The sequence below is a fragment of the Candidatus Spongiihabitans sp. genome, assembly GCF_965237845.1.
GTDB lineage: Bacteria > Pseudomonadota > Gammaproteobacteria > Arenicellales > Poriferihabitantaceae > Spongiihabitans.
Genome location: NZ_OZ250154.1, coordinates 2,648,807 through 2,673,025, shown reverse-complemented (window position 1 = coordinate 2,673,025; position 24,219 = coordinate 2,648,807). Strand labels below are relative to the sequence as shown.

General features: G+C 47.6%; 28 protein-coding genes, 1 tRNA gene and 1 pseudogene. 10 read left to right on the top strand and 20 right to left on the bottom strand.

Translation table 11 applies throughout. The features are described from left to right. Nucleotides 1-23 precede the first annotated feature (23 nt). The 5 genes from ACPXXB_RS12990 to ACPXXB_RS12970 form a co-directional block, all read right to left on the bottom strand. Nucleotides 24-950, bottom strand: coding sequence for a DNA-methyltransferase (locus tag ACPXXB_RS12990; RefSeq protein WP_423908012.1), 927 nt, complete (start codon nt 948-950; stop codon nt 24-26). After that, complete coding sequence (locus ACPXXB_RS12985; RefSeq protein ID WP_423908011.1) at nt 951-1,718, bottom strand: restriction endonuclease; 768 nt, start codon at nt 1,716-1,718, stop codon at nt 951-953. 141 nt (nt 1,719-1,859) lie between these two features. Further along, nucleotides 1,860-2,357: a NuoB/complex I 20 kDa subunit family protein gene (locus ACPXXB_RS12980; protein WP_423908010.1), complete on the bottom strand. Its 498-nt coding sequence runs from the start codon at nt 2,355-2,357 to the stop codon at nt 1,860-1,862. A 4-nt stretch (nt 2,358-2,361) separates the two neighbouring features. After that, nucleotides 2,362-2,718 (bottom strand): NADH-quinone oxidoreductase subunit A, encoded by a 357-nt coding sequence (locus ACPXXB_RS12975; RefSeq protein WP_423908008.1) that lies wholly within the window; start codon nt 2,716-2,718, stop codon nt 2,362-2,364. Nucleotides 2,719-2,993: 275 nt separating this feature from the next. Then, a complete protein-coding gene (locus ACPXXB_RS12970) occupies nt 2,994-3,572 on the bottom strand; it encodes a queuosine precursor transporter (protein ID WP_423908006.1) in 579 nt (192 codons plus the stop codon). Between the two features lie 287 nt (nt 3,573-3,859). On the opposite strand from ACPXXB_RS12970, the gene ACPXXB_RS12965 reads away from it, so the two are divergent. From ACPXXB_RS12965 to ACPXXB_RS12955, 3 genes are all read left to right on the top strand, one after another. Next, a complete protein-coding gene (locus tag ACPXXB_RS12965; RefSeq protein WP_423908004.1) occupies nt 3,860-5,098 on the top strand; it encodes an MFS transporter in 1,239 nt (412 codons plus the stop codon). A 385-nt stretch (nt 5,099-5,483) separates the two neighbouring features. Then, complete coding sequence (locus tag ACPXXB_RS12960; RefSeq protein ID WP_423908002.1) at nt 5,484-5,834, top strand: hypothetical protein; 351 nt, start codon at nt 5,484-5,486, stop codon at nt 5,832-5,834. Between the two features lie 101 nt (nt 5,835-5,935). Beyond that, nucleotides 5,936-6,076: a hypothetical protein gene (locus ACPXXB_RS12955; RefSeq protein ID WP_423908000.1), complete on the top strand. Its 141-nt coding sequence runs from the start codon at nt 5,936-5,938 to the stop codon at nt 6,074-6,076. 86 nt (nt 6,077-6,162) lie between these two features. Here the strand turns inward: ACPXXB_RS12955 and ACPXXB_RS12950 are convergent, their stop codons facing one another. Next, nucleotides 6,163-7,509 carry a DNA recombination protein RmuC gene (locus ACPXXB_RS12950; protein ID WP_423907999.1) on the bottom strand — a complete coding sequence of 449 codons (1,347 nt, stop codon included), beginning with the start codon at nt 7,507-7,509 and terminating at the stop codon, nt 6,163-6,165. Between ACPXXB_RS12950 and ACPXXB_RS12945 the strand changes: the two genes are divergently transcribed. Together ACPXXB_RS12945 and ACPXXB_RS12940 are read left to right on the top strand one after the other, a co-directional pair. Then, the gene (locus ACPXXB_RS12945) at nt 7,490-7,843 is read left to right on the top strand and encodes a hypothetical protein (protein WP_423907997.1); all 354 of its coding nucleotides are present in this window, start codon (nt 7,490-7,492) and stop codon (nt 7,841-7,843) included. The genes ACPXXB_RS12950 and ACPXXB_RS12945 overlap by 20 nt on opposite strands. After that, complete coding sequence (locus ACPXXB_RS12940; RefSeq protein ID WP_423907996.1) at nt 7,840-8,151, top strand: hypothetical protein; 312 nt, start codon at nt 7,840-7,842, stop codon at nt 8,149-8,151. Before ACPXXB_RS12945 ends, ACPXXB_RS12940 begins: the two co-directional genes overlap by 4 nt. 98 nt (nt 8,152-8,249) lie before the next feature. Here the strand turns inward: ACPXXB_RS12940 and ACPXXB_RS12935 are convergent, their stop codons facing one another. The 3 genes from ACPXXB_RS12935 to ACPXXB_RS12925 form a co-directional block, all read right to left on the bottom strand. Then, complete coding sequence (locus tag ACPXXB_RS12935; protein ID WP_423907994.1) at nt 8,250-8,426, bottom strand: hypothetical protein; 177 nt, start codon at nt 8,424-8,426, stop codon at nt 8,250-8,252. 120 nt (nt 8,427-8,546) lie between these two features. After that, nucleotides 8,547-8,822, bottom strand: coding sequence for an ion channel (locus ACPXXB_RS12930; RefSeq protein WP_423907993.1), 276 nt, complete (start codon nt 8,820-8,822; stop codon nt 8,547-8,549). 10 nt (nt 8,823-8,832) lie between these two features. Then, entirely contained in the window at nt 8,833-9,111 is a 279-nt protein-coding gene (locus tag ACPXXB_RS12925) for a DUF6394 family protein (RefSeq protein WP_423907991.1), read from the bottom strand. Nucleotides 9,112-9,368: 257 nt separating this feature from the next. Here ACPXXB_RS12925 and ACPXXB_RS12920 point away from each other — a divergent pair. Further along, nucleotides 9,369-10,256, top strand: a pseudogene (locus ACPXXB_RS12920) (IS30 family transposase). Nucleotides 10,257-11,154: 898 nt separating this feature from the next. Here ACPXXB_RS12920 and ACPXXB_RS12915 read toward each other — a convergent pair. Then, a complete protein-coding gene (locus tag ACPXXB_RS12915) occupies nt 11,155-12,048 on the bottom strand; it encodes a DMT family transporter (RefSeq protein WP_423907989.1) in 894 nt (297 codons plus the stop codon). A gap of 32 nt (nt 12,049-12,080) precedes the next feature. Continuing rightward, nucleotides 12,081-12,671, bottom strand: a complete 591-nt coding sequence (locus ACPXXB_RS12910; RefSeq protein WP_423907987.1) for an iron-containing redox enzyme family protein — start codon at nt 12,669-12,671, stop codon at nt 12,081-12,083. A 161-nt stretch (nt 12,672-12,832) separates the two neighbouring features. Between ACPXXB_RS12910 and ACPXXB_RS12905 the strand changes: the two genes are divergently transcribed. Beyond that, nucleotides 12,833-13,075: a hypothetical protein gene (locus tag ACPXXB_RS12905; RefSeq protein ID WP_423907985.1), complete on the top strand. Its 243-nt coding sequence runs from the start codon at nt 12,833-12,835 to the stop codon at nt 13,073-13,075. A gap of 57 nt (nt 13,076-13,132) precedes the next feature. Then, nucleotides 13,133-13,621, top strand: a complete 489-nt coding sequence (locus tag ACPXXB_RS12900) for a hypothetical protein (RefSeq protein ID WP_423907983.1) — start codon at nt 13,133-13,135, stop codon at nt 13,619-13,621. 24 nt (nt 13,622-13,645) lie between these two features. Here ACPXXB_RS12900 and ACPXXB_RS12895 read toward each other — a convergent pair whose 3' ends face one another. The 4 genes from ACPXXB_RS12895 to tpiA all read right to left on the bottom strand — a co-directional run bounded on the left by ACPXXB_RS12895 (nt 13,646) and on the right by tpiA (nt 15,086). Beyond that, nucleotides 13,646-13,801: a hypothetical protein gene (locus ACPXXB_RS12895; RefSeq protein ID WP_423911226.1), complete on the bottom strand. Its 156-nt coding sequence runs from the start codon at nt 13,799-13,801 to the stop codon at nt 13,646-13,648. Between the two features lie 5 nt (nt 13,802-13,806). Continuing rightward, nucleotides 13,807-13,891 (bottom strand) — tRNA-Leu (locus ACPXXB_RS12890). 22 nt (nt 13,892-13,913) lie between these two features. Beyond that, on the bottom strand, nt 13,914-14,315 hold the full coding sequence (gene secG / locus ACPXXB_RS12885) for a preprotein translocase subunit SecG (RefSeq protein ID WP_423907982.1): 402 nt from the start codon (nt 14,313-14,315) through the stop codon (nt 13,914-13,916). A gap of 21 nt (nt 14,316-14,336) precedes the next feature. Beyond that, nucleotides 14,337-15,086 (bottom strand): triose-phosphate isomerase, encoded by a 750-nt coding sequence (gene tpiA, locus ACPXXB_RS12880; RefSeq protein WP_423907980.1) that lies wholly within the window; start codon nt 15,084-15,086, stop codon nt 14,337-14,339. 239 nt (nt 15,087-15,325) lie between these two features. Here tpiA and ACPXXB_RS12875 point away from each other — a divergent pair, with 239 nt between their 5' ends. After that, on the top strand, nt 15,326-16,720 hold the full coding sequence (locus ACPXXB_RS12875) for an amidase family protein (RefSeq protein ID WP_423907979.1): 1,395 nt from the start codon (nt 15,326-15,328) through the stop codon (nt 16,718-16,720). 208 nt (nt 16,721-16,928) lie between these two features. Here the strand turns inward: ACPXXB_RS12875 and ACPXXB_RS12870 are convergent, their stop codons facing one another. From ACPXXB_RS12870 to map, 5 genes are all read right to left on the bottom strand, one after another. Then, on the bottom strand, nt 16,929-17,546 hold the full coding sequence (locus ACPXXB_RS12870; RefSeq protein ID WP_423907977.1) for a LysE family translocator: 618 nt from the start codon (nt 17,544-17,546) through the stop codon (nt 16,929-16,931). 86 nt (nt 17,547-17,632) lie between these two features. Next, nucleotides 17,633-18,391: an ABC transporter permease gene (locus ACPXXB_RS12865; RefSeq protein ID WP_423907975.1), complete on the bottom strand. Its 759-nt coding sequence runs from the start codon at nt 18,389-18,391 to the stop codon at nt 17,633-17,635. Continuing rightward, nucleotides 18,373-19,395 (bottom strand): aminoglycoside phosphotransferase family protein, encoded by a 1,023-nt coding sequence (locus tag ACPXXB_RS12860; RefSeq protein WP_423907973.1) that lies wholly within the window; start codon nt 19,393-19,395, stop codon nt 18,373-18,375. Before ACPXXB_RS12860 ends, ACPXXB_RS12865 begins: the two co-directional genes overlap by 19 nt. 69 nt (nt 19,396-19,464) lie before the next feature. Then, complete coding sequence (gene glnD / locus ACPXXB_RS12855) at nt 19,465-22,152, bottom strand: [protein-PII] uridylyltransferase (protein ID WP_423907971.1); 2,688 nt, start codon at nt 22,150-22,152, stop codon at nt 19,465-19,467. Further along, the gene (map, locus tag ACPXXB_RS12850) at nt 22,149-22,901 is read right to left on the bottom strand and encodes a type I methionyl aminopeptidase (RefSeq protein ID WP_423907969.1); all 753 of its coding nucleotides are present in this window, start codon (nt 22,899-22,901) and stop codon (nt 22,149-22,151) included. Before map ends, glnD begins: the two co-directional genes overlap by 4 nt. Before the next feature lie 260 nt (nt 22,902-23,161). Here map and rpsB point away from each other — a divergent pair, with 260 nt between their 5' ends. Further along, the gene (rpsB, locus tag ACPXXB_RS12845) at nt 23,162-24,181 is read left to right on the top strand and encodes a 30S ribosomal protein S2 (protein ID WP_423907968.1); all 1,020 of its coding nucleotides are present in this window, start codon (nt 23,162-23,164) and stop codon (nt 24,179-24,181) included. Nucleotides 24,182-24,219: the final 38 nt, after the last annotated feature.

Here is a 24,219-nt window from a genome sequence, read left to right as displayed (position 1 = left end):
ATTTGCTTGAATTTTGATAAACATCAGAATAATTCTGCTTGCTGAGAATCGCTTGATTTTTCTTTCAAAATTACCCCATACTTATCATTAACAGATTTCTTAAAAACCTCTAAAGCATTTTCATGGTTTCTTAAGAACCACTGAACATGATTTTTTAAGTATTCATCCCTTATTTCTTGTTCCCTTAGATCATTAGGTAATCGTTCCATTCTTGGGTCTATACTATCAAAGCCATTAAATGGTTCATTAAGTCTGGTATTCGTCATCTCTACATATTCAGGGTTTAGCTCAAAACCTATTGCATTCCGTTTTACTTGTTGGCAAACACGTAATGTCGTGCCACTCCCAGAAAATGGGTCTAAAACAAGGCCATTTTCGTTGCTTGAAGCCATAACCATGCTTTCGATGAGTCCTTCTGGCTTTTGCGTCGGGTGGTTTTGCCTATTTGGATTGCAATAGTGAACATGGGAAAACTTCCATACATCGCCTGGATTTGCACCCCTCATATTATTTCTTGCCCGATAATATTTTTGTGGCACACGTACATTATCCAAATTAAATACAAAATCTTTTGATTTTGTAAACATTAAAATATCGTCATGTCTAGGTGAAAAACCTTTGGTTTTTCCGAGACCTTGTGTGTAATGCCAAACAATCCAACTATTAAAGAATAACCCTAAATCCCTATCCATAATGTCGTATAGATAAGATATAAATCTGACGCCCATAAAAACATAAATAGTACCAATAGGTTTTAATACCCTCTTGGCTTCTGATAACCATGATTTGGTAAACTCAATATATTCATCAAACCCTTTTAGGTCATGATTATTTCCATAATCCTTGCCAAGGTTGTATGGTGGGTCTGCCACAATAACATCGACAGATGAACTATTGATTTCTCTGAATAGCTCTACAGCATCACCACACTGTACATTGATATTAGACATCTATTTTATCCATCCATTTTGTTCCGCATATTCAAGCCACTGGTCATAGCCTTTTTTTGAGGCTATAAACTTTTTATCAAGTAATTGGCAAAATTCCCATGTGGTTCGTATTTGTATTGTTACGTAGTGAATATCTCTAATCTGAATTTGACCTGTACCTAATGCTGGGTTATAGCTGATATCAGGATCTGATAGATACTTCAGATCATAGGCGTTAAAATCCACGACCTCCATTATACCCATCATCATTTTTGTTTCATGATCTCTAGTGCTAGAAACACGATGCTTGATTGATAGGATTACAAAAATATAGTCGGGGTCTGTTATATATGCGGAGCGTATTCTAGCAAATGATGTAATATTCGGTGATTTCCCGCTATTTGCTATATCTGTTGAAGTGGCTTTTACATCCACATGACCAGTAACAGAAGAGTTTCTTTTCCTGGTTTTCTTAAACTGCAAAATAACATCAGCCATGTTAAGGCGTTCTCCAGCCTCAACATTTATTAATGCGTATTTATTCTTTTCATCTTCCAATGATTCTGTAAATTTCTCAAATGCCCATGCCTCAATAAATGGACCAGCAATTTTATTAACATTCTCCATGGGAATCCCGAGCTTTAGATTCGTGTTGATAATTATTTTGTTCCGCCCAGTATCTATTGCATCTTTCATTATTGATTCAATGGTCTGAACGACAAAATTTGTACATTCTTGATAGTCCTCCGACTCCACAGGTTTTTTTAAGTCGAGGCTTTCATCGGCCATATTTTCTTTCCTTTCGTATATTATGTTCGGTTCTTGTCTTTTATGTAGAGTGAAACCTAGAGCAACGAGTGGTGATTTTTGCTGTCCAAGTGCATGCAAACAGTATTAATATATAGGTTGATCGTTAGCTGATTGCGCCCGTTAGCTTACCTGAGCGGGTGTCGGTCGAGCAATGGTATTGGTTTTCTTTATCTTCTTCTGCAGTTGCAAGATGCCGTAAATCAGCGCTTCGGCGGTAGGTGGGCAACCCGGAACATAAACATCCACCGGCACGATGCGGTCGCAACCTCGCACCACAGAATAGGAATAGTGGTAGTAGCCGCCGCCATTGGCGCATGAGCCCATGGAAATTACCCAGCGCGGTTCCGCCATTTGGTCGTACACCTTGCGCAAGGCCGGGGCCATTTTATTGGTCAGCGTGCCGGCCACGATCATGACATCGGATTGTCTGGGGCTGGGGCGAAATATAATGCCAAATCGATCAAGGTCATAACGCGCCGCGCCAGCTTGCATCATTTCCACCGCGCAACAGGCCAAGCCAAAGGTCATTGGCCACATCGAACCGGTGCGCGCCCAGTTGATTAGATCATCGAGTTTCGCCGTGGCAAAACCTTTTTGTAATGTACCTTCTAAGGCCATTGGTTTACTCCCATTCCAACGCGCCCTTTTTCCACTCATAAATAAAACCGATGACCAGGATTCCAAGGAAAACCATCATCGCCCAGAACCCAAACACACCAATTTTATCGAGCACAATAGCCCAGGGAAATAAAAACGCAATTTCAAGATCAAAAATTATAAACAGAATCGCAACCAGATAATAACGAACATCAAATTTCATTCTGGAATCTTCAAAAGGCTCAAACCCGCATTCGTAAGGAGAAAGCTTCTGAGCGTCGGGTTTATTGGGCGCAAGCACCTTGCCCACACCAATCGCTACCGTGCCGAGCGCCAGCCCGACTAGAATAAACAGCAAGATCGGAAAATAATTGGTCAGCACAAAGATTGATCTCTACAAATCATTATTACAGGTCATTATTACAGGTTTTCAAGCACTGGATTTCAGCGCAACCCCGCTATTCTAATTCATTTGTTTGGTTTTCGCAGGCTTGAACTGAAATTAGTGCCTGTTCCTCCCGGATAATGGGGATTGAGGGCTTGGCAAACCGTATCGCAGAGACAAGGCATGCTTTGTCTTTACGCCGATTTGACACTATCATCGGTCTTGTTAAAAGCGCGTCCAATCCAGTCATCCCTCTGATTTTGCGGCGTTGACTAGCTCGTATGCAGGATTGTTTTTCGACCAAGAAAATTCAACAAAACCCCATATACGGGCAGAAACAACACCATGGACACCACGATTTTGAAGCCCAAATCCACGCTCGCCACCCCGACCCAGTTTGCCGCCATAAATTCATCGGCGGATTGATAAAAGGCCACCGAAAAAAAGGTATAGGTATCGATGATGTTAGCGAAAAATGTAGACAGCAGTGGCGCAGGCCACCACAATTTCGTGCGCTCGCGCACTCGTTGAAAAACCGTGATATCCAGCAATTGCCCGACCAGGTATGCCGTGCCACTGGCCAGGCCGATCCGCCAATCCGCCAACCAAGCGCTGATCAAAATTGCCGGAATATAGGCAATGCCTACAATCACGCGGGCATTGGATTGGCTTGATAATCGCACGGTCAAATCCGTAGCCAGAATCACCAGCGGAAATACAAACATCGCCCAGGTAAAATAGTAACCCATAAACGTACCGGTAAACTGCACGGTGTAATTCGCCAGCGCGATGACTGCGATATGAAAAAGCGCGATCTGAACAACCCGTTTTTTGTCGATGGCGTTTAACATTCGTGTCGGTAACAGTGGGACTTGGCTGGCGCCAAACAAGTTTTGTGCCAAGTTCTGCGCAACAGATTCTCAAGATTTTCCAAGGGTCATAAAACGAGTGCGAAGGTAATCGATTTGAAGTGTGAGCGCAATGTATAAAGGTATATGAAGCAAAATTGACAGACATCCATTATTATTAGAGTGCCCTATACAGCTTGTTATTGATCCCGCTATCAATGTCTCCGCCGCGGTGTTGAAAATCTGATAGCCTTTGACTTCGCCTGAACTCGTAACTTGATTCAACTATTTTGATTTCGCCGTTAATACCTTTGTTATTTGCTGCGGCTATTCTATTGGCCGGTAATGGATTGCAAAGTACGCTGGTTGCATTACGCGCCAATGCCGAAGGATTTGACACCCAACTGATTGGTTTGATGGGCGCCGCCTACTTTTGTGGATTTTTGTCGGCCAGCTTTCTTGCCGTCAAGTTAATACAGGCATTTGGACATATCAGGGTGTTTGCGGCTTTGGCGGCGATAGGCGCCGTCGCCTCCCTGGTTCTGGTGTTGATTCCGAACCCTTATTGCTGGGTAGTTATTCGCTGCATAACCGGTTTTTGTTTCTCTGGATTGTTAATGGTCATTGAAAGTTGGATCAATGAATCGGTGTCGAATACCAATCGCGGTCGGGTGATGAGTGTTTACCGCATCGTTGACCTGATGGCGGTAACCGGCGCCCAGTTCCTGCTGCCGGTAGTAGGATTTGTGGGTTTCGAATTATTCGCCATCGTTGCCATCATGTTTTGTCTTTCTCTGGTGCCGGTGTCGTTGTCGAATCGCTCAAGGCCAAAACCGCCCGACGGTTTCAAGTTTGATTTCAAGACAGTTTGGCAAATCTCGCCGCTGGCCTGTTTGGGAACCCTGACCATCGGTCTTACCAATTCGGCGTTTCGCATGATCGGACCAATTTATGCCACCGAAATCGGCTTTGATACCCGCGGCGTGGTATTGTTTATGACCGCTGGCATAATCGGGGGTGTGGTCATGCAGTATCCGCTGGGATATCTCTCAGACAAACTGGGCCGGCGTAAAACGGTATTGATCGCAACGCTTGGCGCCGTCCTTGCAGGCATGTTCATGTCATTTTTTGCAGGAAATTCAAACCAATTAATCTATGCGGGATCTTTTGTGTTCGGCGCTTTTGCCATTCCTCTGTATTCATTATCTGCCGCGCATGCCAATGACCGAGCGCAGAAAGGGCAGTTTGTAGTCATATCCGCGGGTCTGACTTTTTTCTTCGCGCTTGGCGCCATTGTCGGTCCCTATCTTGCATCCGTGGTTATTTCCCAATTTGGCGCCAGCGCCTTCTTCACTTACACCAGTTGTGTCCATGGGTTGCTCATTTGCGTGGTTTTATTCCGAATGGCACGAACAGAATCAGTGCCTACAGACAAACGCCGTCGATTCTCCGATCTCCTGTATGCGGCGCCGGATATTTTTCGATTGTCTCGCAAGAGCCACCGGGATATAGACAAATACGGTGATTAAATAAACAAAATAGCCATCTTTCAGTATGGGCGAGCCGTAAATGTCGATAACCCTGAAAATGATCGCCCCCAAAATCACCGATAGGTAATTTCCCGCCCTTGGCGAAAAAGACAGCGCCAGTAGCCGGGCACAACGCCGTTGATAAAAAAGTGCCGGTCGAGAAATTTGAACAAACCGATGCCACCATCCAGATTTGACTAGTAGCCGATATACCGGTAACCTAACGCGCAGATTCCCCCTCTAGCGTGGCGGGGGTTGAATCGCTGGATTGCCGTGAACGGAAAATTGGTTGAGGTTCATTCGTAGTCTTAGGAATGTGCATAAGTTGCGCCCGCGTGAAAAAAATGTATGCTTTCAGGAACTTTCCCGGAAGATCTGTATTATTATGCCTGTAATGAAGAAACTGACGTTTATTCTACTGTTTTTGTTGCTGACTAGCGGCTTGGCGCTTGGTTCCGGTTCTGGTGGCGGTGGCGACTCCGGTGGTTCTGGCGGCGGCGGAGAAGGAGGCGCGGCCGGGAAATCTGGTTACTCCGACAACTATGATATTGGCAAGCGGGTATTTTTCTGCAAACTCCATTGCGATTCATGCCCACTGTCTGACCTCCCTCTGGAGCAGCAGTCAGTTGCTGCCATCATGCCGTCACTGGCATCCACAGGCGATCTCGGTAAATTATTAAGTTATCGGCAAAGATACGCTGTGAAATATTTTCTCAAAAGACGATTTGACCTCTAGTCATTCTGACCCCTGGATTTTTAACTAAACCGGCTGCGGTTGGTTTAGGGTGAAAACCAAAACAATCCCGTTCAGGCGTCGTTTATGTTTGTGCTTCTTTAATGACAATCGCCCTGGTCATCGCTAATCGTCTGCCAACGCTCTTTCCCGTTAGTGAATATGAGTATTGGGACGACCACAACCCGTCGGCGTTTTGGGCAGCCTGTGGCGTGATTACCAGCGGCAAATGGAAGACCGCGTGATGTGGCATTGAACCCAACCGAGCACCTTTTTAATGGCGTTCCGGGGGTAATATTTGCCTCCCGCAACAAGTTGCCTGAAGCGAAAGTTACTGATCGCTTGATGTTGAATCGGTTAATTTTGGTTTTTTGGCATTGACTCCGAGGGCATGCAATTTTTGTGCCTGCCCGATGAGATTGCCCGAACCGGTTTTCAATTTGGCGAAGGCGGCATCATAAGCACCCGTGGCTTTCCCTAAAGCGGTTTTAAGACCATCCATATCCTCTACAAAACCGTGAAATTTGTCGTACAGCAAACCGCCACGATGAGCGATTTCTTCGGCGTTGCGGTTTTGACGCTCCAACTGCCAGATACGCTCCACCGTGCGTAGAGTGGCCATCAGCGTGGTCGGGGCACACAAGATAATATTTTTATCGTAGGCATCGGAAAACAACCGCTGGTCTTGACTCAGCGCAGCAAAAAACGCTGGCTCAATCGGCATGAACATAAAAACAAAATCGGGGGCATTAAGTTTTTGCACGCGGGCGTAGTGTTTGCCGGACAAGCTGGTAACGTGGTTTCTCACTGCCTGTACATGGCGTTTAAGCGCGGCTTGGCGAGCATCTTCATCATCGGCGGCGACCGAATCACTGTAATCCCGCAGGGACACTTTTGAATCCACGATTAAATGTTTTTTGTCGGGCAGGTTAATCACCACATCGGGACGCAACCAATTGCCCTGGTCATCACGCACGCTCTGTTGGGTTTGGTATTCCTCGCCTTCGCGCAAGCCGGCTTTTTCCAGCAAAACGGCCAAGGTGATTTCGCCCCAGTTTCCCTGTGTCTTGCTGTCGCCCTTCAATGCACGCACCAGATTATTAGTGTCTTCGCTCATTTGCACGGCGTTATTTTGTAGATTCTTGATTTCTGTTTTGAGCGATGCGCGCTCGCGCACGTCGATGGCATGCACGTCATCCACCCGCTTGCGGAATTGCTCCAGATTGTCGCGCAAAGGAGAAAGCAATTCTGCACTGTCTTTACTGAATTTTTTGCCTTTGTCTTCGAGAATGTGTTGCGCCAGATTTTGGAATTCATCGCGCATGTTTTTGCGCGTCTGCTCAACGAACGTTTTTTCCTCGGCCACCCGCGTGTGCACGCTGTCCAATTCGGTTTTTAATTCGGCGATGCGGGCGACATCTTGATCTCTTTGGGTCTGCAGTTTTTCATTTTCCTGGCACAGTCTCACGACGTTTTTTTGTTCCGCTTCGGCACGTGTCACCGCAACTGCTTTGCCGGTTTGCGCCTGTTCAAATTTGTCGCGCCATTCATTGTGCCGGTCGTCATGCCATTGATCATGTCGTGCATCGCCCCGTTTTTTGGCGGCAACGCTTTTGCGCCACAGCCAAAAAACGGCAACCGCCAACACCACAACAATAATGATAAGTAAATTTTCCATAACAATGATTCTAGCACTTGTCGGTGGTGGGTTATATTTGTTGTCTGTGCCCACCGCTTATATTAAAGCGCTTGCCAGTGCCGAGTTCATTAAGATGGAGCCTGCGAACCCAGGCCAACCACCGCCAGATAGCGTTATGGCCGTGGTCGGCAAAACACAAGTTTTATTGCCTGTGGAAAGTCTGGCCGATGTTGCCGGTGAAATTAACCGCACAAATAAACAGTTGAATACGTTGGAAAAGATGATGGCAAGATGTTCGGAAAAACTGTCGAACCGCGATTTTGTTGAAAAGCGCCGGATTTTGGGTGAAAAAAGAAAAGGACCGGTTGGATGACTTGCAGGCAAATCAAGCCAAACCTGAGCGGCGTTCGTTTGAATGGCGTTGTGCCGCCGAAAAAGTTGTCGGCGACTAATTGCTTCTATTCGCCAACCAGCGAAATACATACCCCGTGGCAAATCAACCCCCCGCGCCATATAGTGGAGCGTGTAATAGTTTCCAAGGTTTGCCGACAACGCTATATCGCTAGCAAACGTGCCGCAAAACAGCAACTCGTCATTTTCCAGAATGCCAGTTTCCCGGTCCGGCAAAACAGTAATCCGCGCTCCGCGCTTCAAAACCAGCGGCAGGCATTCAAGCGTTGAGTGAGCATCGCTGGATTTTTTCACAAGGTCGGCCAGTCCGATATTCGTTCCGCCCCGCAATAATTCGAGCAACGCCGGAGACTGCCTTTCATCAATTTTCAGGTTCCACAAATACGGCTTGCTGTGGCCGAGACTCGCTTGAACCGCTTGATTACCCGATCCGTCAGCAATGGCTCCGCGGTCAACTTCTCCAATAAGATGTCGGCAAGCCCGGAAATTAACAACAACACGCGGCGCGCCAGCAAGCTGCCGGTGTCGCCAAACCCGCAAATCACATAATACGGTTGCCCGATTCGCCTGACTGCGCGCGCAAAACGCTGTTTCGGACAATGCCTGCAGGAAATATGGATTTTGCCTCACCCGGATGATCGACCCGGTCGCGTACAACCAGGCGATTACTCCGCCATACAAGCAGACAATCGCCCATAGTCGATGCTCGTCGTGAATGCCGTCGGGATTTCCCCAAAGCCCGTGGTGGTTGCGGTGTAGGTGAAAAAATAAAATGCGTGAAACAGGTTCATGTAGGCCGCATTGCCTTGCTCATCCTGGCCCGGGGTTAACGCCATGCCGCTGATTCCCACGGCACAAACGAGCACCAGCACAATAATCGGCAGGCGCATGAAACGCATCACAATCAATGTGACGCGATTCAGCTCGGAAGTGGAAGCCATGTCCAAGACTCTAGCGTCGCGACAGCAATGTGTCGCCTGTCAGCATGATCACCGACAACAGATTCGCCAGCAACGCGCCGCTTGCCAGCGGGACAATGGCGGCCATCGCCTCCGGCGAGGGTGAATCGACCACGCCGCTCACCGCCACCACCCAAACGACGCGCGCGCTGATAAGAAGCAGGTCGGCCACCAGGCCCGCCGCCAGCAGTGCGCCGACGTGTGAACGGTCGCCCAGTTTAAGGCCTGTGGCGACCAGGTTGATTAAAATAGCGAAGGTCAATATCCACACGCTGTGATGCGCCGGATTTTGAATGTCTTCGACTATGAAAGACGAAATTCAGCGCCAGCGCTAAAAATATAAAAAAACCAAAACAACTCTTTCAAGATTCATGTTAACCACCTTTGCGATCGATATGCTCAAAAATACTATCGGCATGGCGCAAAGTCACCTGAATTCAACTAGCAAGTGCAATTCCACAGTGTTGGAAGAGGCAAGCTGCGGTAACATCGTGGCTTTCTCGAACCAACGAAGCAGGAGGAGCGCCGATGAGATACACACAGCTTACCCAAGAGGAACGATACTGGATTTATGCCTTCAAGCAAACCGGTTATAGCCAAACCGAGGTTGCGGCGATAGTGGTCCGCGATAAAGGGACGATCAGCCGCGAACTCTGGCGAACTCTGGCGCAATCAGGGCTTGAAGGGCTACCGGCCCCGGCAGTCTCACCAGCTGGTGCTGTCGCGGCGTTGCGACAAGGCGCAGCCGAGTATCAGCAGCCTGGTCTGGCGGCAAGTCGAAGCGTTGCTGCGCAAAGAGTGGAGCCAGGAGCAGATCGTCGCTCGGCTTGAGATGGAGCAAGGCGTCGGCGTCAGCCATGAGTGGATTTATCAACAGGTCTATGCGGACAAGCGTTCAGGCGGCGGTCTGCACCGATATTTGCGTTGCCGCAAGGCGCGGCGCAAGCGCTATGGCGCCGCATCGGCGATTGGGAGGGCGACACAATGATCGGCAAAGGCCATCTCGGCACCTTGGTGACGCTGGTCGAGCGCAAGTCCCGCCACGCCATTATCCGCGCAGTCCCGCGCAAGACCGCCGAGGCCGTGCGCAACGCAGTCACGGAGGGGCTGGCGCCGCATATCAACCAGGTTCATGCCATCACATATGACAACAGGCGCGAATTCAGTTGCCATGCCAGCATGGCCAGAGACCTTGAGGCGCGGATATGCTTCGCTCATCCTTATGCCTCGTGGCAGCGCGGACTGAACGAGAACACCAATGGCCTGATTCGCCAATACTTCCCGAAACAGCGGGAGCTGACGGCCGTGCGCAACGTCGAAATCAAGCATGCCATGGATAAATTTAGCCACCGCCCAAGAAAGACCTTGGGCTTTCGCACTCCCCATGAGGTCTTTTTTAATACCAAGACTTCTTAACTGTTTCGCTTACGAGTTGAATCCACGAAGGAATAGTTGTACAAGCAACGGCGTGTTGCGGATGGCATCGAGATACCAAGTGGCGATTCGCTCGCTGGCTAATGGAGTCGGACAAGCGCGCAAAGGCGGTAACAAATCCTATCATTATCGCCACAACGCCACTAACTATTGCCAGCTTGAGGGTTTGAATGAGACCCCACACCAGCTGCCCCCATATAACTTCTCCATCGACCGCCCGATAGGAGAAAGGCGGAATCCGATACCATTGCCAGTTATACTCCATCGCCAGCGCACCACGCCAAATCAGTCATCCTGATATGAGAAAGACCAGCATAGCCTGGGTGATTTTCCACCCGGTATGGAGCAGGTAGCCAACACCAAGGCTTTCAGGTGGTCGATGCCGGTTCACTTATCCCGCCCGGTTGTGGTGATTACTTAACGCGTTCCGTGCCAGACTCGAGTTTGAGCCGTGCTGCATATTTCTATCGCATAGATATAATTCAACCGACTACAAGCCTGTAATATAGGGTCATAGAAGCTGATTAGCTCAAATTGGATTATTTCTCATTATATTGTAAATATTGTAACAGAGTTTTATACAGCCCGACCCCGATATGACGGATACCCACCATGAAATTTCTTTGTTTAGCCTGATCCTTACTATATTTTATCAAAAAAGCAAATTGTGTGGACGCTCCGACCCCGAATCTCTATTTGGTTTAGCCTGACTACGAACGGTTTTCTGGGATTGGCTTGCTCGCGCGAGTTCGCTGCCCTCTGTGCCGGCCATTGTAGCACGTGTGTAGCCCTACCCATAAGGGCCATGATGACTTGACGTCATCCCCGCCTTCCTCCGGTTTGTCACCGGCAGTCTCCCCTTATTTGAACGCCCGTGATTTTAAAAATTAAACAATATCAGAATGCCGGCACATGCAAAAATCGCCCCGGCCCAACACAACAAACTCGGCAATTTTTTTGTAATAATCCACAGCATTGGCAAAACTGCAATTGGTGTCATTGCACTAAACGTTGCGACAACCCCTGCTCGCCCTTCGATCAACGCTGTCATCTGTAAAGTCATACCCAATCCCATTCCAACGCATGTGCTCACGGTGGTCAGTAAAAATATTTTTTTAGATATGCGCCGCTTCGCTTTAAAATCTTGCACCGGTAACCATCCCATTAAAATAAGCAGCACAGCAGCACAACCAACTCGTAGTGCTGTCGCTGTCACAGGATGCACCCCGGCTTCCATTACAGGTTTGGAAATAATTGTGCCGGCAGCCTGACCAAGTGCGGCAAGGATTCCAAAACCAACGCCTATAATTAATTTCCCCCGCACCTCTTCCCAACCAGATTTCAAATTATTTCCATCGCGAAACGCCACGGCAATGACTATGCCAATTAGTATCAGACCAAGCCCAAGCAAATCAAATTTTGATATTTCATCATTAAGAAAAATAATTCCCATAAAAACAGAAAATGGCGCGCTCAACGAGAACATAAGACTGGTTCGTCTGGGACCAAGCCTTGAGTACGCCGCATACAATGCGGTATCTCCCATAACGATGCCAATTACGCCGGAAACGATAAGAATGCTAATTTTATTGATATCGATTTTATTCCAGAGCCCAAAAAATGCGGCAATGGCAATCATAATGACAAATAAAATAATCATTCGCAGGCGCGTAAATGCAACGGCACCGAAACTTCTGGATACGCCTGTTGCAATCATCCCGCTAAAGGCAATACAAAATGCAGTACCTAATCCTAAAAGTTCGCTTAATACCATTTTATTTGTTATCTGGGACCGCCCGTTTTATTTTAGCTTTCGCGAAAGGCTGGGAGATGCGTCATCATTTTGTCGAGTACTGCTACGGCGTGATCAAGATGTCTTTCCACGCCCAAAACAATGTCTATAACGGTATTAGGATAATGACCAATCATTGGTAAAACTACTTCGTGCATCCATCCATTCGCGTGTTCAATGTCTACTGTAATATGCTCAATCAGATAGATCATATCGTTATCCGCCAAACCAATTCTCCTCCAACCATCTACTTGTTTTTCCATTCTACCGGGAACCATTAGCTCAGTGGCGAGACCAAAATCATTGTGAAAATGACCGAAAAAACTACAGTTTGCATATTTTTTGATTAATCTGGGGACAACTTCATCAATTTGTTCTGTAAACGCTGACCCTGCCGTATCGATTAATCTGAACTGGTGAAAACCGTTTTTCTCACAAATGTCTATCAACCCATCCACATGCTCTTGGTTGGTTCGAAATATATCAATCAATCCAACAATAGTATTTTGTTTTGGATATTTAAGCGTGTTAGATACAAATTTTTCGAACCATGTTTTTCCGTATTTTCGCTTATGTTCCAGAGAATGAAGAAGCCCAATCTGCATCAGAAAACTCTATGCGGTCGTCCTTTTTAATTAAAATAGGTAATAAAACATCAATTCTCTTGTAAAATATCCTACTCCATTAAACAAAATACAGGAGATAAACCTATGGCAAGCATACTACATGGCACACGACCACGCCAGCATCAAAATCTTGTGGTGAGATGGTAACTGGCCAACTTCCCACGGATATCCTCGATATTCTTCCCGACATTATCATTGATAGACGCGGGAGTGATCTCCGATCGTATATGAAGACCGCAGCAATTTTGGGTTATGTGAAACTCAAGCAAGCCTATGCAGCCGACCAACGGGGGTTTACGCCCAACGATAAAGATTCGGCACACCCGCAACCGTTGCACGATGCTGACAAGATTCCTTCGCGTTTATCTTTCCAAGGTCAATAGCGACAAAACTTTGTGCGGCAACCAGTGGAGGGAAATATCTTAGGTGGAAATGATAGTTTGCTGGTTGAAAATAATGCCCTTGAAATTCCGGTAGCCGAGACGACTCCTGAAAACCTGGGCTATTATGGGGCTTCGTTGCTCAAGAACGGCGACCTTTTTGTTTTTGAATGTTGCAAAAACCTCCCTGTGTCCGAAATGCACATTGGTGAATCCTATATTGCCGGATATATTATGCACCCGCTGGCGGGAGGCGGCGTGTACCTGGAACATCATAATACGCCCCACTTTCATCTGCCTAAAAATATTGCCGCTGGTGGTTATCTTCTTTTAGGTAAATACCGAGGGGATGACTATCAGGTGTCGGCTTTCAAAATTCCTTTCGGCTACGGAATTTATACAGCCCCGCATACCCTCCACAACGATTCCTTTCTCACCGGAAAATATATCGTGGTATATACGGTGGCCGAGAATTACGCTACCGCAATACTTAAAACCAAACAGGATGAAATAGTCAGTGTCTCTATAAAAGCCAGTGCTTGTAAATAAAAAGTGACAAACTGAACGGGTTTCTCAAATCAGGCCGCATTCTGTTACCGCAATCACAAACACCGCAACCGCGCTGGTCACCGGCCGCTGCCGTGGTCGCAGCAATTCGCTTAACATGCATATCGGTAGCGTGGTTTGCTGGACGGCGATAAAGCCGGACATCAAAATAACACGAAACAAAGATTTGGTGCCGAAGGCGGGACTCGAACCCGCACGCCGTGAAGCACAGCCCCCTCAAGACTGCGTGTCTACCAGTTCCACCACTTCGGCTGTTTTTGTTGTTGCTCTTAATCTAGTTGTCTGGTGCTGCGGGCACGTCGGGTTCGTGGGTTTGTTGTTGGGCGGCATCGGCTTCTGGCAGGTCGGTTTGCGGAACAGCCGATTCAGCCGATACGGATTGAGTGGCGGGGTCTTGCGATTGCTCCAGGACCGATCCTGCAATGACACTGCTTTGTTCGCCTGTTCTTGTGTACAGATAGGCCAAAACCAGGCTGGTTGTAAAAAATAGCGTGACCGTTATGGAGGTCGTTCGACTTAGAAAGTTTGCAGAGCCTCTTGCCCCGAATAATGATTGGGACGATCCGCCGCCGAATGCAGCGCCCATGTCTGCGCCTTTGCCTTGCTGTAGCAATACCAGAATGATAAGAGTCACCGCTAAGACTAAATGAAACACTAATAATAAATTGGATACCATGGTTTAATCCTGTTGTGCTGGTCAGGCGGCCTGACAAATTTTGAGAAAATCTTGTGCTTTTAGTGCTGCACCACCGATTAGTCCGCCGTCTATATCCGGTTTTGCAAGTAATTCGTTGGCGTTATCGGCTTTCATGCTGCCGCCATACAAAATTCGGCAGGTATCGGCAACAGATGAATCCAGGGAGGCCAGTTGTTGACGGATTGAATTGTGAACCCGCTGGGCTTGATCCGGTGTCGCAGTCAGACCTGTGCCAATTGCCCATACCGGTTCGTACGCAATGACGAGGTTATTGAAAGATTGCATTCCAACGATGTCGATAACCGTCTGGATTTGACGCGCAACGACCTGTTCGGTAATTCCCGATTCGCGTTCTTCCCGGGATTCGCCAACGCAAAGTATTGCGGTCAATCCGTTAGCCACGGCTATCTTGACCTTTTCCGCAACCAACAAATCTGATTCGCCGTAAATTGAACGCCGTTCCGAATGTCCGAGTATGACATATTTGCAGCCACAATCTTGCAACATTGCCGCAGAGATCTGCCCGGTAAATGCGCCATTTCCATTAATATCCATATCTTGCGCGCCCAACTGGCATGAGCTTCCTTCAATTGCAGATTCAACCACAAGCAATAATGTGAAGGGTGGACATAGCAACATCTCCACATTACTTAGTGTTTGTGCGCCGACAGTAATTTCATGGCATAACGCATTTGCCATATCCTGGTCGCCATTCATTTTCCAGTTACCGGCAATCAAGGGGGTACGCAATGAGGTTCTCCAGGCAATTAGATGACATATGATTTTAAGTATAGAGCGTCTGAACGATAGTCTCATCAACCATCATGCTGACACGAATTGGGGGCAGGATATTACCGTTCAAAAGGTTATAAATCAATCATACATCATGCTGCTGGACGACATGCTGCCGTTAAGACGGGATGAATGCAATTTTCTTGTGCCAATGACCACGAATGAGTTTATTATTCAATGGACAACGAATCAAGACAATGTCCCAAGCCATTCATTCACATTTCGGCCTTCGCCAACTGGCGGATCAGGTTCAAAAAAAAGAAATAAGCGTTGAAAGCCTGGTGACCGAACGGTTGGAAAAAGCAAGGCAAAGCGAGGATGTTTTTATTTCGATTAATCACGATATCGTGGATAAGGCGCAAGCCATTGACAAACTCATCAATCAGGCAATCCAATCCGCTAAGCCGTTATCGCCGTTGTCCGGGTTGCCGATCACGTTAAAAGATTTATTCGATGTGCGAGGGGAAATCACTCTCGCGGGCTCCACGGTGTTAAAGAATATTGCCAAGGCAGCAGCTCAGGATTGCGATGTCATTGCGCCGCTTCGCAATTCAGGGTTGCTTTTTCTCGGTCGCACAAACATGAGCGAGTTTGCATTTAGCGGCATGGGATTAAATCCCCACTATGGCAACCCCCAAAGTATCTGGGAGCGGGAAACGGGAAGATTACCCGGCGGGTCATCTTCGGGCAGCGCGGTCAGTGTGGCCGAAGGCATCGTTGCCGCGACTATGGGGTCGGATACCGCAGGGTCGTGTCGCATCCCGGCTGCATTTAACGGCATAGTCGGTGTTAAACCCAGTTATGGACGCTATTCACTCAATAATGTGTATCCATTGTCGCCCACTTCTGATGCCCCGGGGCCGTTGGCGGTAGACCTGGATAGTTGCTTCATTTTGGATCAAGTCATCACCGGGGCGTATTCTGGGGCCGGCGCGCTTCCTGAACCGCAGCTGCTTGACAGCAACAACTTGAGTTTGCTGGTTCCAGAGTCGGTGGTGCTGGAGGATTTGGATGATCAAGTCAAGGCGAGTTTTGAAAGTGCGTTAGGCTGGCTTGAAGATTCCGGAGTAGAAATAAAATATCGCCCCATGCCTGTGATTGATCGATGCGTTGATATGTTTTTCAAACGCCCAATTGTCGGTTACGAAGCCTGGCAACATCATCAGTCTCTGATTCAGGAATATGAAGACGAATACGATCCTTTCGTATCTCAGCGGCTCAAAAATTCCCGGAAAGTTACTGAGCAGGAACAACAATCCCGATACCAGGAAAAGACCGAATTGAGTCTTGACTTTAACCGTGTTATAGAACAACAGCAGGCGGACGGATTAATCTATCCAACGGTAGCCTGTGTGCCACCGACCATCGCCGAGGCCATGGTTCCAGAAAATACCACAAAAATAAATCTACGTTGCCTGAGAAATACGGCTGCCGTTAATTATTTTAATGGCTGTTCAATGAGTCTGCCCTGCAACCTGCCGGGCGATGCGCCGGTTGGTTTAATGGTTTCATTGAGTCATAATCAGGATGATTATTTGTATCAAGTCGCCGCTACGGTGGAAAAAATATTGAATGACAGACGAGGAGTTTAGACCAGGCTGTTTGCCGTCAAACCCGGTCAGCGCATTACGGCATTGACACCGATTTCCGTTGCCGCAAACCCCCTCGCCATCAATCGGGAGCATGCACAGGTCTTATCGTTGTCCCGTTTTCCGCGGCGCGTATAGGCATCCACGCGGGTTGCATGTGAAAAGGCGAGGTCGTACAGCGTAGAAATGCTCTGAATTAATCAGAGATTGCTTAGATTTTTGCGCTGAACAATATCGGATAGAGGGATCCAATTAATAACAGGGCGGCGCATACATTGAATACCCGCAGCTTGAATGGATCAGTTAAGAATCGCCGCATCTGAGCGCCGATCAACACCCACGCACTGGTTGACGGCAGCGTGACGGCGCCAAAAATCACTGCCACCATCACCACATTAATAATTGCGTGGAACGGTGGTGTATAAACACTGATCGCCGTTAAAGCCACAGCCCAGGCCTTGGGGTTAACCCATTGGAACAACGCCGCTTGCAAAAATGTAAATGGCTTGGGCTTGCTTTCCGAGAGCGTATCGTCATTTTCTAATGGTGCTGAGGTTGCGATCTTCCAAGCCAAATAAAAAAGATAAGCGACGCTTAAAACTTTGAGCATCAAATAACTGAGCGGAAAAGCGTCGAATAGTTGTAGCAACCCGACACCCACCAGCACGACCATCACCGTAAATCCTGTGACTATGCCCAGGATATGCGGAATTGTGTGTTTAAAACCGAAATTCGTTCCAGAAGTCAGCAACATTAAATTGTTCGGCCCCGGGGTAATCGATGAGACGAAAGCGAAAGCGATTAAGGCGGTAATAATTTCATTGTTCATGGTTTGCAAAGATACACCAATATTTACGCAATTTGGCTACGAACGGTCGCGCCAAAATAAAATTTTCTAATCGGCAGATAATTTTGTCAGTCCACTCTATCAGTTGGGCGATTTTTCAACAGCTCAGTCTGGTTGACCCAGTGCCTTTGGCTCAGCGTTAAAAATAATATTGTGGACAATCCCGCAGCGCCGAATAGCATACACATCACCATAATTTGGTAACGTGCGGCAATCAGCGAAGAAATCCCGGAAAGTATTTGTCCGGTCATCATGCCGGGCAAGGCAACCAGCCCCACGGCAAACAATGAATTGATCATGGGAATCAGCGCCGTGTGTAACGCCGCATTGCGAGCAAGGCGATAATCGGCGCTCGATTTTAATTCGATAATCAAACGATCCGCAGCCAGACTAATGCCATTCATGCTGTTCGAGAAAATCATGCCGGCCAGAGGAATCAGGGTATTTGCGCGAAACCACGGGTCTGTTTCAAGAACGATCTGCGTCACCAGAGCGAGGGTAATGCCCCCTCCAATTGCAATTGAAACCAATGCGGTTAGATAAAGAGCGGTTCTGTGTTGAGTCACGGTGCGTAGCGATATCCAACTGGAGATCGCCACCATCGCCAGTAATAGTATCAGTACAATCCATGATTGGCCGGCATTGAAAATCCACAATAAAAAATACCCAACCAATAATAGTTGCACCAGCATGCGGATAAACGCATACACAACAGATCCAATCTTTAGTTGCCACCAATAAAATAGTGCGATAACCAGCAAAGCCGGAATAAAAGCAATCGCCAGATGACTGAGCGGGATAATCGAAATTACGTCAGCATCATGCATATCTTATCCAGTATTTGTTCGCGACTGGCTTGCGGTTTCTGGTAATTCAGGCTGACCTCATTTTGATCGAACCATGCGGACAGGGGAGCGAGTGCCGGGTTATCCAGTTTGTTTCGCAATAGTTTCATCACGCGGGCTAGATGACCCAGATAGCGCGGTTTATTGTCACGCAACCATAACCGCATGAATATCCCGGCCACTTTGCAATGACGTTGGGCGCCCCAGACCATACAGTGGTGGTTAAATGCTTGACGATTTATTTTTGGGCGTTGATTAAAATAAGCCGCTAAAGTTTGAGTGTATAAATTAGCATCGATGTCCCTGCGGGCATCTTCCAGCAGTGACACAACATCATAAGCGGGGGAGCCGATAACCGCGTCTTGATAATCGAGCAGTGCGCACTGATCATCCGCCAGCATAAGATTGTCCACATGATAATCCCGCAGCACCAAGGTGGATTCGATTTTCGGCAAATTGTTGTAGATCGCCTTCCAAGCGGTGATGTAATTCGCTCGCCGCTGCTCATTGACCGGTTCGCCAATGACGGCAGGCAGATACCACCCGGTGAACAAGCAGGCTTCATTGATTAATCGCTCAAAATCGTAGTTGCCGACATTAATGTTTAGGGCGTTTGGGCTGTTGTGTAATTTAGCCAAAACATTTATCGCTTTTTTATACAATGGGAATTCTTTCTCGCCCGCATTTAACAGCGCGGTAAAGGTTTTGGTTCCCAGATATTCCAGCAGAATGAATCCGTTGCGGGTGTCGTGGGAAAATATTTGTGGAACCCGCAGCCCGAGCCGTTGAAGATGATTCGTAACATTCAAAAATGGCTGGATATTTTCATGCTCGGGAGGGGCATCCATCAACATCGCAGTTTTGCCGCCATATGCCAAGCGAAAATACTGCCGAAAAGAGGCGTCCGAAAACAGCGGCAATAATTCCGCGCCACCCCACTGGTGTTTGCTCACAAATTCCTTTCTTAAATTCTCTCGCTGTTTCATAATTCACTCTTCATAACTGAAGCCGCACAACTCAAGTTTCAAGACTGTTTTTGAATGCCTGCCTATAAATCAGTTGAGGTAATTTTTCAGGCTTTTTTCCAGGCAAGCGCGCTGTTCATGCGAACTCACCGGTTTGCCATCCCGATCAATAATAAAAAATGTATCTTCGGCTTTTTCACCGACCGTGGAAACCTTTGCCGATATCAAACGCACCTTGCATTCAAGCAATGCGATGGAGACATGGTATAGCAATCCGGGACGGTCCTGAGCAATGATTTCCATGGTGGTGTGTCCCAGTTCCTGGTTGTCGGAAAAGGCGACGGCCGTAGGGACTTTGAATTGCTTGAACGCGCGCGGCAGGTTTTTGGATAGTGGCGTGTAATGCGCCGGCGGAGACAGTAAAAACTTGCGTATTTCTTCAGTTTGAAAATCCAGGGATTTTTTTGTCTGCGCTATTTCATCCTGGTTTACGGTCACGAAAACCAATAGCGCCAGCCCTGATTTGGTTTTATGAATTCGGGCATCAAGAATGCTTAATCCAAGTTTGTCGACGGCGGCCGTGCTTTGCGGCAATAAATTGTCCGATTCCGGAGCCACCACAAGAATTTGTCGCGCCTTGATTCCCGGGCGATAGCGCGTTGCAACCAGAGGCAGGTCGAGCAATCTGGCGTTTTCAATCTGCTGTGCATGCCAGGCGCAGGTTTCAGGGCCGTTACGCAGGAAATATTCCTGATCCAATTGCGCCCAGACTTGCGTTAATGCGGCTTCGGTGATTGATTTGCCCACTAATTTTCTAATCGCCCGCTTGCGATCACCAATGCGCTGGCGAATGGCTTGTGCGCCGCTTATTCCAGAGCGCAAGCGGCGCGATGTCGCGGTATATAAATTGAACAGCAACTGACCTTTCCATTCATTCCAAACTTTATGACTGGTGCCACGGATATCCGCAACGGTAAGCAGGTATAAGTTATCAAGATGCTCCTGATCGCCAACGATCTCGGCAAATCGGTCTATTACTCTGGAAGCCGAGGTGTCTTCACGTTGCGCGGTCCAGGACATAATCAAGTGATTCCTGACCAACCAGGCGACCAATTGCGCATCGTATTCAGACAAGTCAAGTCGGTTGCATAAAGCCAGGGCTATTTTTTCTCCTGCGACCGAGTGGTCGCTACCGCTGCCTTTGCCAATGTCATGACATAACGCAGCCAGGTACAATCGCTCGCGTCGATTTAACTGGTTCAATATCGTCGTGAGAATCGGGAATTCTTCTTTGTATTTGTCCAACATAAGGCGACGGATATTGCCCACTACAAATAGTGAATGCGCATCCACGGTGAAGATGTGAAATAAATCATGCTGCATTTGTCCGACCACTTTTCCGAATTCCGGAAAGAATGCGCCGAGCACACCGTATGCATTCATCCGACGCAGTGCATTGGTTAAGCCTTTCTGGTATTTGAAAATATTCAGGAAAGTCGCTTGATTTGCCGGGTCCTTGCGATAATCGCTGTCAATTATCTGGAGATTGCTGCGCAGCTGGCGAATGGTGCTTGCGCGGATGCCAATTAACTTCGGATGTTGTTGCATCAAATAAAACAGTTCCAGGATCGCGTTTGGCTGCTGTTCAAATACGGCGGCATGAGATGTTTCGAGAAAATTGCCGACACAGTTAAATCGGCTATTGATTTTTCGAGGTCTCGGTTTTTGGGTTTGCGGCTTTTTGATATGGAGAAGGACTTCCTGAAAGTGCTGTAACAACAATTCATTTAACAACTGTAATTCTTTCACGGTGCGGTAATAACGTTTCATCATCTGCTCTACGGCAAGATGATTTTCCTGCTGTTTATATCCAAGCTGTTTGGCCAGATCTCGTTGATAGTCGAATAACAATCTGTCTTCGCAACGATTGGCAAGCAAATGCAGTCCATTTCTCAGGGTCCACAGAAAATTCCGCCCTTTGATAAGTGCTTGATATTCCTGATCGGTAAGAAAGTCATGCTCTACCAGTTCAGCGAAATCGCTGGTTCCAAAATAGCGGTTGGCAATCCAGCTAATCATATGCAAGTCTCGAAGACCGCCCGGGCTTTCCTTTAAATTTGGCTCCAGATTATATGCAGTGTCGCCAAAATGTAGATGACGCGCCTGTTGTTCTTGAAGTTTGCTTTTAAAGTACTCATCCGCGGGCCATACGCGCTTCGCTCTTAATTTTGATTGCAGTTTTTCGAATAGCGATTGATCTCCCTCAATCAGTCGAGTTTCCATTATGTTGGTTATAACGGTCAAATCTTTCGATGCAAACTTAACGCACTCGGAAATTTTGCCGATGCTATGCCCGACCTTTAAGCCAATATCCCAGCAAAATCGAATAAACGACTCAATAAATGACTCAATGGTTCCCAGTTGAGATTTTTGAATTCTATCCGGCAATAGTAAAAGCAGGTCGATATCGGATTCAAGATTCAGCTCCCGCCGCCCATACCCTCCAGCTGCAATGAGAGACGGCGCAGGGTGTTTAGTGTCAATCGACCCGTGAACCGGAAAGAATCGGTGCCAGCTCTGCACCAGGATTTGATCGATCAACCAACTTTGTTGCCTGCTAAGGACAGCAGCGCTACCGCCTTCAAGGTGATACTCGGCGAGAGTGGTTTTGCCATTGTCCAGGACCGACTGAAATGTCTTAATGGCTTTATTATGGTCTTCATCCAGACCATCGAAACGAGTGGCGTCAAATAACTCGGCGTGAGTCAAGCGGCTCATGGCAGGGTGAGAATCTCGTAACCACTATCGGTGACCAGTATGGTGTGCTCCCATTGTGCAGAAAGGCTTCGGTCTTTGGTGACCACGGTCCAGTTATCCTTGAGCAGCCGGGTTTCCTTGTTGCCGGCATTGACCATGGGTTCGATGGTAAACGTCATGCCCGGTTTTATTGCCAGCCCGGTTCCAGGGGTTCCGTAGTGTAAAACTTGCGGGTCTTCATGGAACACCCGACCGATGCCGTGGCCGCAGTATTCACGAACCACTGAGAAACCATTATTTTCGGCATGTTGCTGAATCACGTGCCCGATATCACCGAGCTGCACCCCGGGTTTGACCAGTTCAATCCCTTTGTGCATACATTCGAAACTGATTTCACTCAGCCGCTTCGCTCGAATAGAGGGTTCTCCAACATAAAACATTCTGCTGGTATCGCCATGAAACTCATCCTTGATCACAGTAATATCAATATTGATAATGTCACCGTTTTTTAGAACTTTGTCGGACGGGATGCCATGGCAAATTACATGATTGACCGAGGTGCAAATTGATTTGGGGAAGCCACGGTAATTTAGCGGCGCCGGGATGGCATCCTGCTCGTTAACGATGTAGTCATGGCAGATGGCATTGAGCTGTTCGGTGGAAACGCCGGCTTTGACTTCCCCCTGAATCATATCGAGTACCTGGGCGGCAAGACGCCCGGCGACACGCATTTTTTCGATTTCTTCCTTATTTTTGATGGTTACAGGCATTTTTTATCATAATTATGCGAAAAAGGATGGCTATGCTCCCAAATTACGCTTTTTTATTCAACTCTTTTTGGTAGAATCCGCCACCCTGATGCCGATGCGCTAACCATAAATAGCGTATCGGCATTAATTCGCACACGGCAATTATGTTCGCCTGGGTGCCGGCAAAGCCAGCTTCGTTAATGGTACAGCAATGAAGCCGATTTTTGCAGGTTGGCGACAGTAACCGTGGAGGCTCAACCCACGACACAATAAACATTTGCATGACAGAGATTACTATGCGCCAGCTACTGCAAGCTGGCGTGCACTTCGGACACCAGACGCGTTACTGGTCACCCTCAATGGCGCCGTATATTTTTGGCGACCGCAATAAAATCCATATTATAAACCTGGATAAAACATTGCCTATGTTGAACGAGGCAATGAACTACATCGGATCGGTTACCAATCAACGCGGCAACGTACTTTTTGTCGGCACTAAACGCCAGGCAGGAAAAATCGTAAGAGAGCAGGCCATCCGTTGCGCGACACCCTATGTTGATCACCGCTGGTTGGGCGGCATGTTAACTAACTTTAAAACCGTAAAGAATTCGATTGTTCGCCTAAAAGAGATTGAGCAGCGCATCGCCTCAAATGCGACTGCGCGATTAAGCAAGAAAGAAGGATTATCCCTTGAAAGAGAGCGCGCCAAACTGGATAGAACGCTTTCCGGTATAAAAAATATGAACGGCCTGCCAGACGCTTTGTTTGTGATTGATGTTGAGCATGAATATATCGCGGTGGCTGAAGCCAATAAACTGGGTATTCCTGTCATTGCGGTAGTTGATTCCAACTGCTCCATGAAAGGCGTGGACTATGTCATACCTGGCAACGATGACTCCTCCAAGGCGATCACGTTGTATTTGGAAGCGGCCGCGGACGCGATTATTGAAGCCCGCGCCGCCGCCAAAAGCATAGACATCGTCGCGGGTGACGACGAATACGTTGAAGTCGATGATTTGGACCAGATTGCGACCACGGTCAGCGCAAAGGTTGTGGTAAAGAAGTCAGTTGCCAAACCAGCCGCGGCGGCTGATGCAGCGCCTTCCGCACCAGAAGAAAAACCAGAAGTCAAAAAAGTAACCAGGAAGAAAGTAACCAGGAAGAAAATTGCCAGTAAGAAAGAGACCAAAAATAAAGCAGAAACAAAAGACGCCGATAAAGAAAAAACGTCCAGGGGTAAACAGGGTAAAGTGACCAAGAAAAAAGCCGCTAAAAAGAAAATAACATCAAAAACCACCTAGACCGAAGCTGCCCGGAGTTTTTTCAAAAACAAATTGTT

Excerpts from the sequence above, each read along its gene's own strand:
- ACPXXB_RS12990 (WP_423908012.1), bottom strand. The coding sequence starts at position 950 with ATGTCTAATATCAATGTACAGTGTGGTGATGCTGTAGAGCTATTCAGA.
- ACPXXB_RS12985 (WP_423908011.1), bottom strand. The coding sequence starts at position 1,718 with ATGGCCGATGAAAGCCTCGACTTAAAAAAACCTGTGGAGTCGGAGGAC.
- ACPXXB_RS12980 (WP_423908010.1), bottom strand. The coding sequence starts at position 2,357 with ATGGCCTTAGAAGGTACATTACAAAAAGGTTTTGCCACGGCGAAACTC.
- ACPXXB_RS12970 (WP_423908006.1), bottom strand. The coding sequence starts at position 3,572 with ATGTTAAACGCCATCGACAAAAAACGGGTTGTTCAGATCGCGCTTTTT.
- ACPXXB_RS12960 (WP_423908002.1), top strand. The coding sequence starts at position 5,484 with ATGCCTGTAATGAAGAAACTGACGTTTATTCTACTGTTTTTGTTGCTG.
- ACPXXB_RS12955 (WP_423908000.1), top strand. The coding sequence starts at position 5,936 with ATGACAATCGCCCTGGTCATCGCTAATCGTCTGCCAACGCTCTTTCCC.
- ACPXXB_RS12945 (WP_423907997.1), top strand. The coding sequence starts at position 7,490 with ATGATAAGTAAATTTTCCATAACAATGATTCTAGCACTTGTCGGTGGT.
- ACPXXB_RS12950 (WP_423907999.1), bottom strand. The coding sequence starts at position 7,509 with ATGGAAAATTTACTTATCATTATTGTTGTGGTGTTGGCGGTTGCCGTT.
- ACPXXB_RS12940 (WP_423907996.1), top strand. The coding sequence starts at position 7,840 with ATGACTTGCAGGCAAATCAAGCCAAACCTGAGCGGCGTTCGTTTGAAT.
- ACPXXB_RS12930 (WP_423907993.1), bottom strand. The coding sequence starts at position 8,822 with ATGGCTTCCACTTCCGAGCTGAATCGCGTCACATTGATTGTGATGCGT.
- ACPXXB_RS12915 (WP_423907989.1), bottom strand. The coding sequence starts at position 12,048 with ATGGTATTAAGCGAACTTTTAGGATTAGGTACTGCATTTTGTATTGCC.
- ACPXXB_RS12910 (WP_423907987.1), bottom strand. The coding sequence starts at position 12,671 with ATGCAGATTGGGCTTCTTCATTCTCTGGAACATAAGCGAAAATACGGA.
- ACPXXB_RS12905 (WP_423907985.1), top strand. The coding sequence starts at position 12,833 with ATGGTAACTGGCCAACTTCCCACGGATATCCTCGATATTCTTCCCGAC.
- secG (WP_423907982.1), bottom strand. The coding sequence starts at position 14,315 with ATGGTATCCAATTTATTATTAGTGTTTCATTTAGTCTTAGCGGTGACT.
- ACPXXB_RS12875 (WP_423907979.1), top strand. The coding sequence starts at position 15,326 with ATGTCCCAAGCCATTCATTCACATTTCGGCCTTCGCCAACTGGCGGAT.
- ACPXXB_RS12870 (WP_423907977.1), bottom strand. The coding sequence starts at position 17,546 with ATGAACAATGAAATTATTACCGCCTTAATCGCTTTCGCTTTCGTCTCA.
- ACPXXB_RS12865 (WP_423907975.1), bottom strand. The coding sequence starts at position 18,391 with ATGCATGATGCTGACGTAATTTCGATTATCCCGCTCAGTCATCTGGCG.
- ACPXXB_RS12860 (WP_423907973.1), bottom strand. The coding sequence starts at position 19,395 with ATGAAACAGCGAGAGAATTTAAGAAAGGAATTTGTGAGCAAACACCAG.
- glnD (WP_423907971.1), bottom strand. The coding sequence starts at position 22,152 with ATGAGCCGCTTGACTCACGCCGAGTTATTTGACGCCACTCGTTTCGAT.
- map (WP_423907969.1), bottom strand. The coding sequence starts at position 22,901 with ATGCCTGTAACCATCAAAAATAAGGAAGAAATCGAAAAAATGCGTGTC.
- rpsB (WP_423907968.1), top strand. The coding sequence starts at position 23,162 with ATGACAGAGATTACTATGCGCCAGCTACTGCAAGCTGGCGTGCACTTC.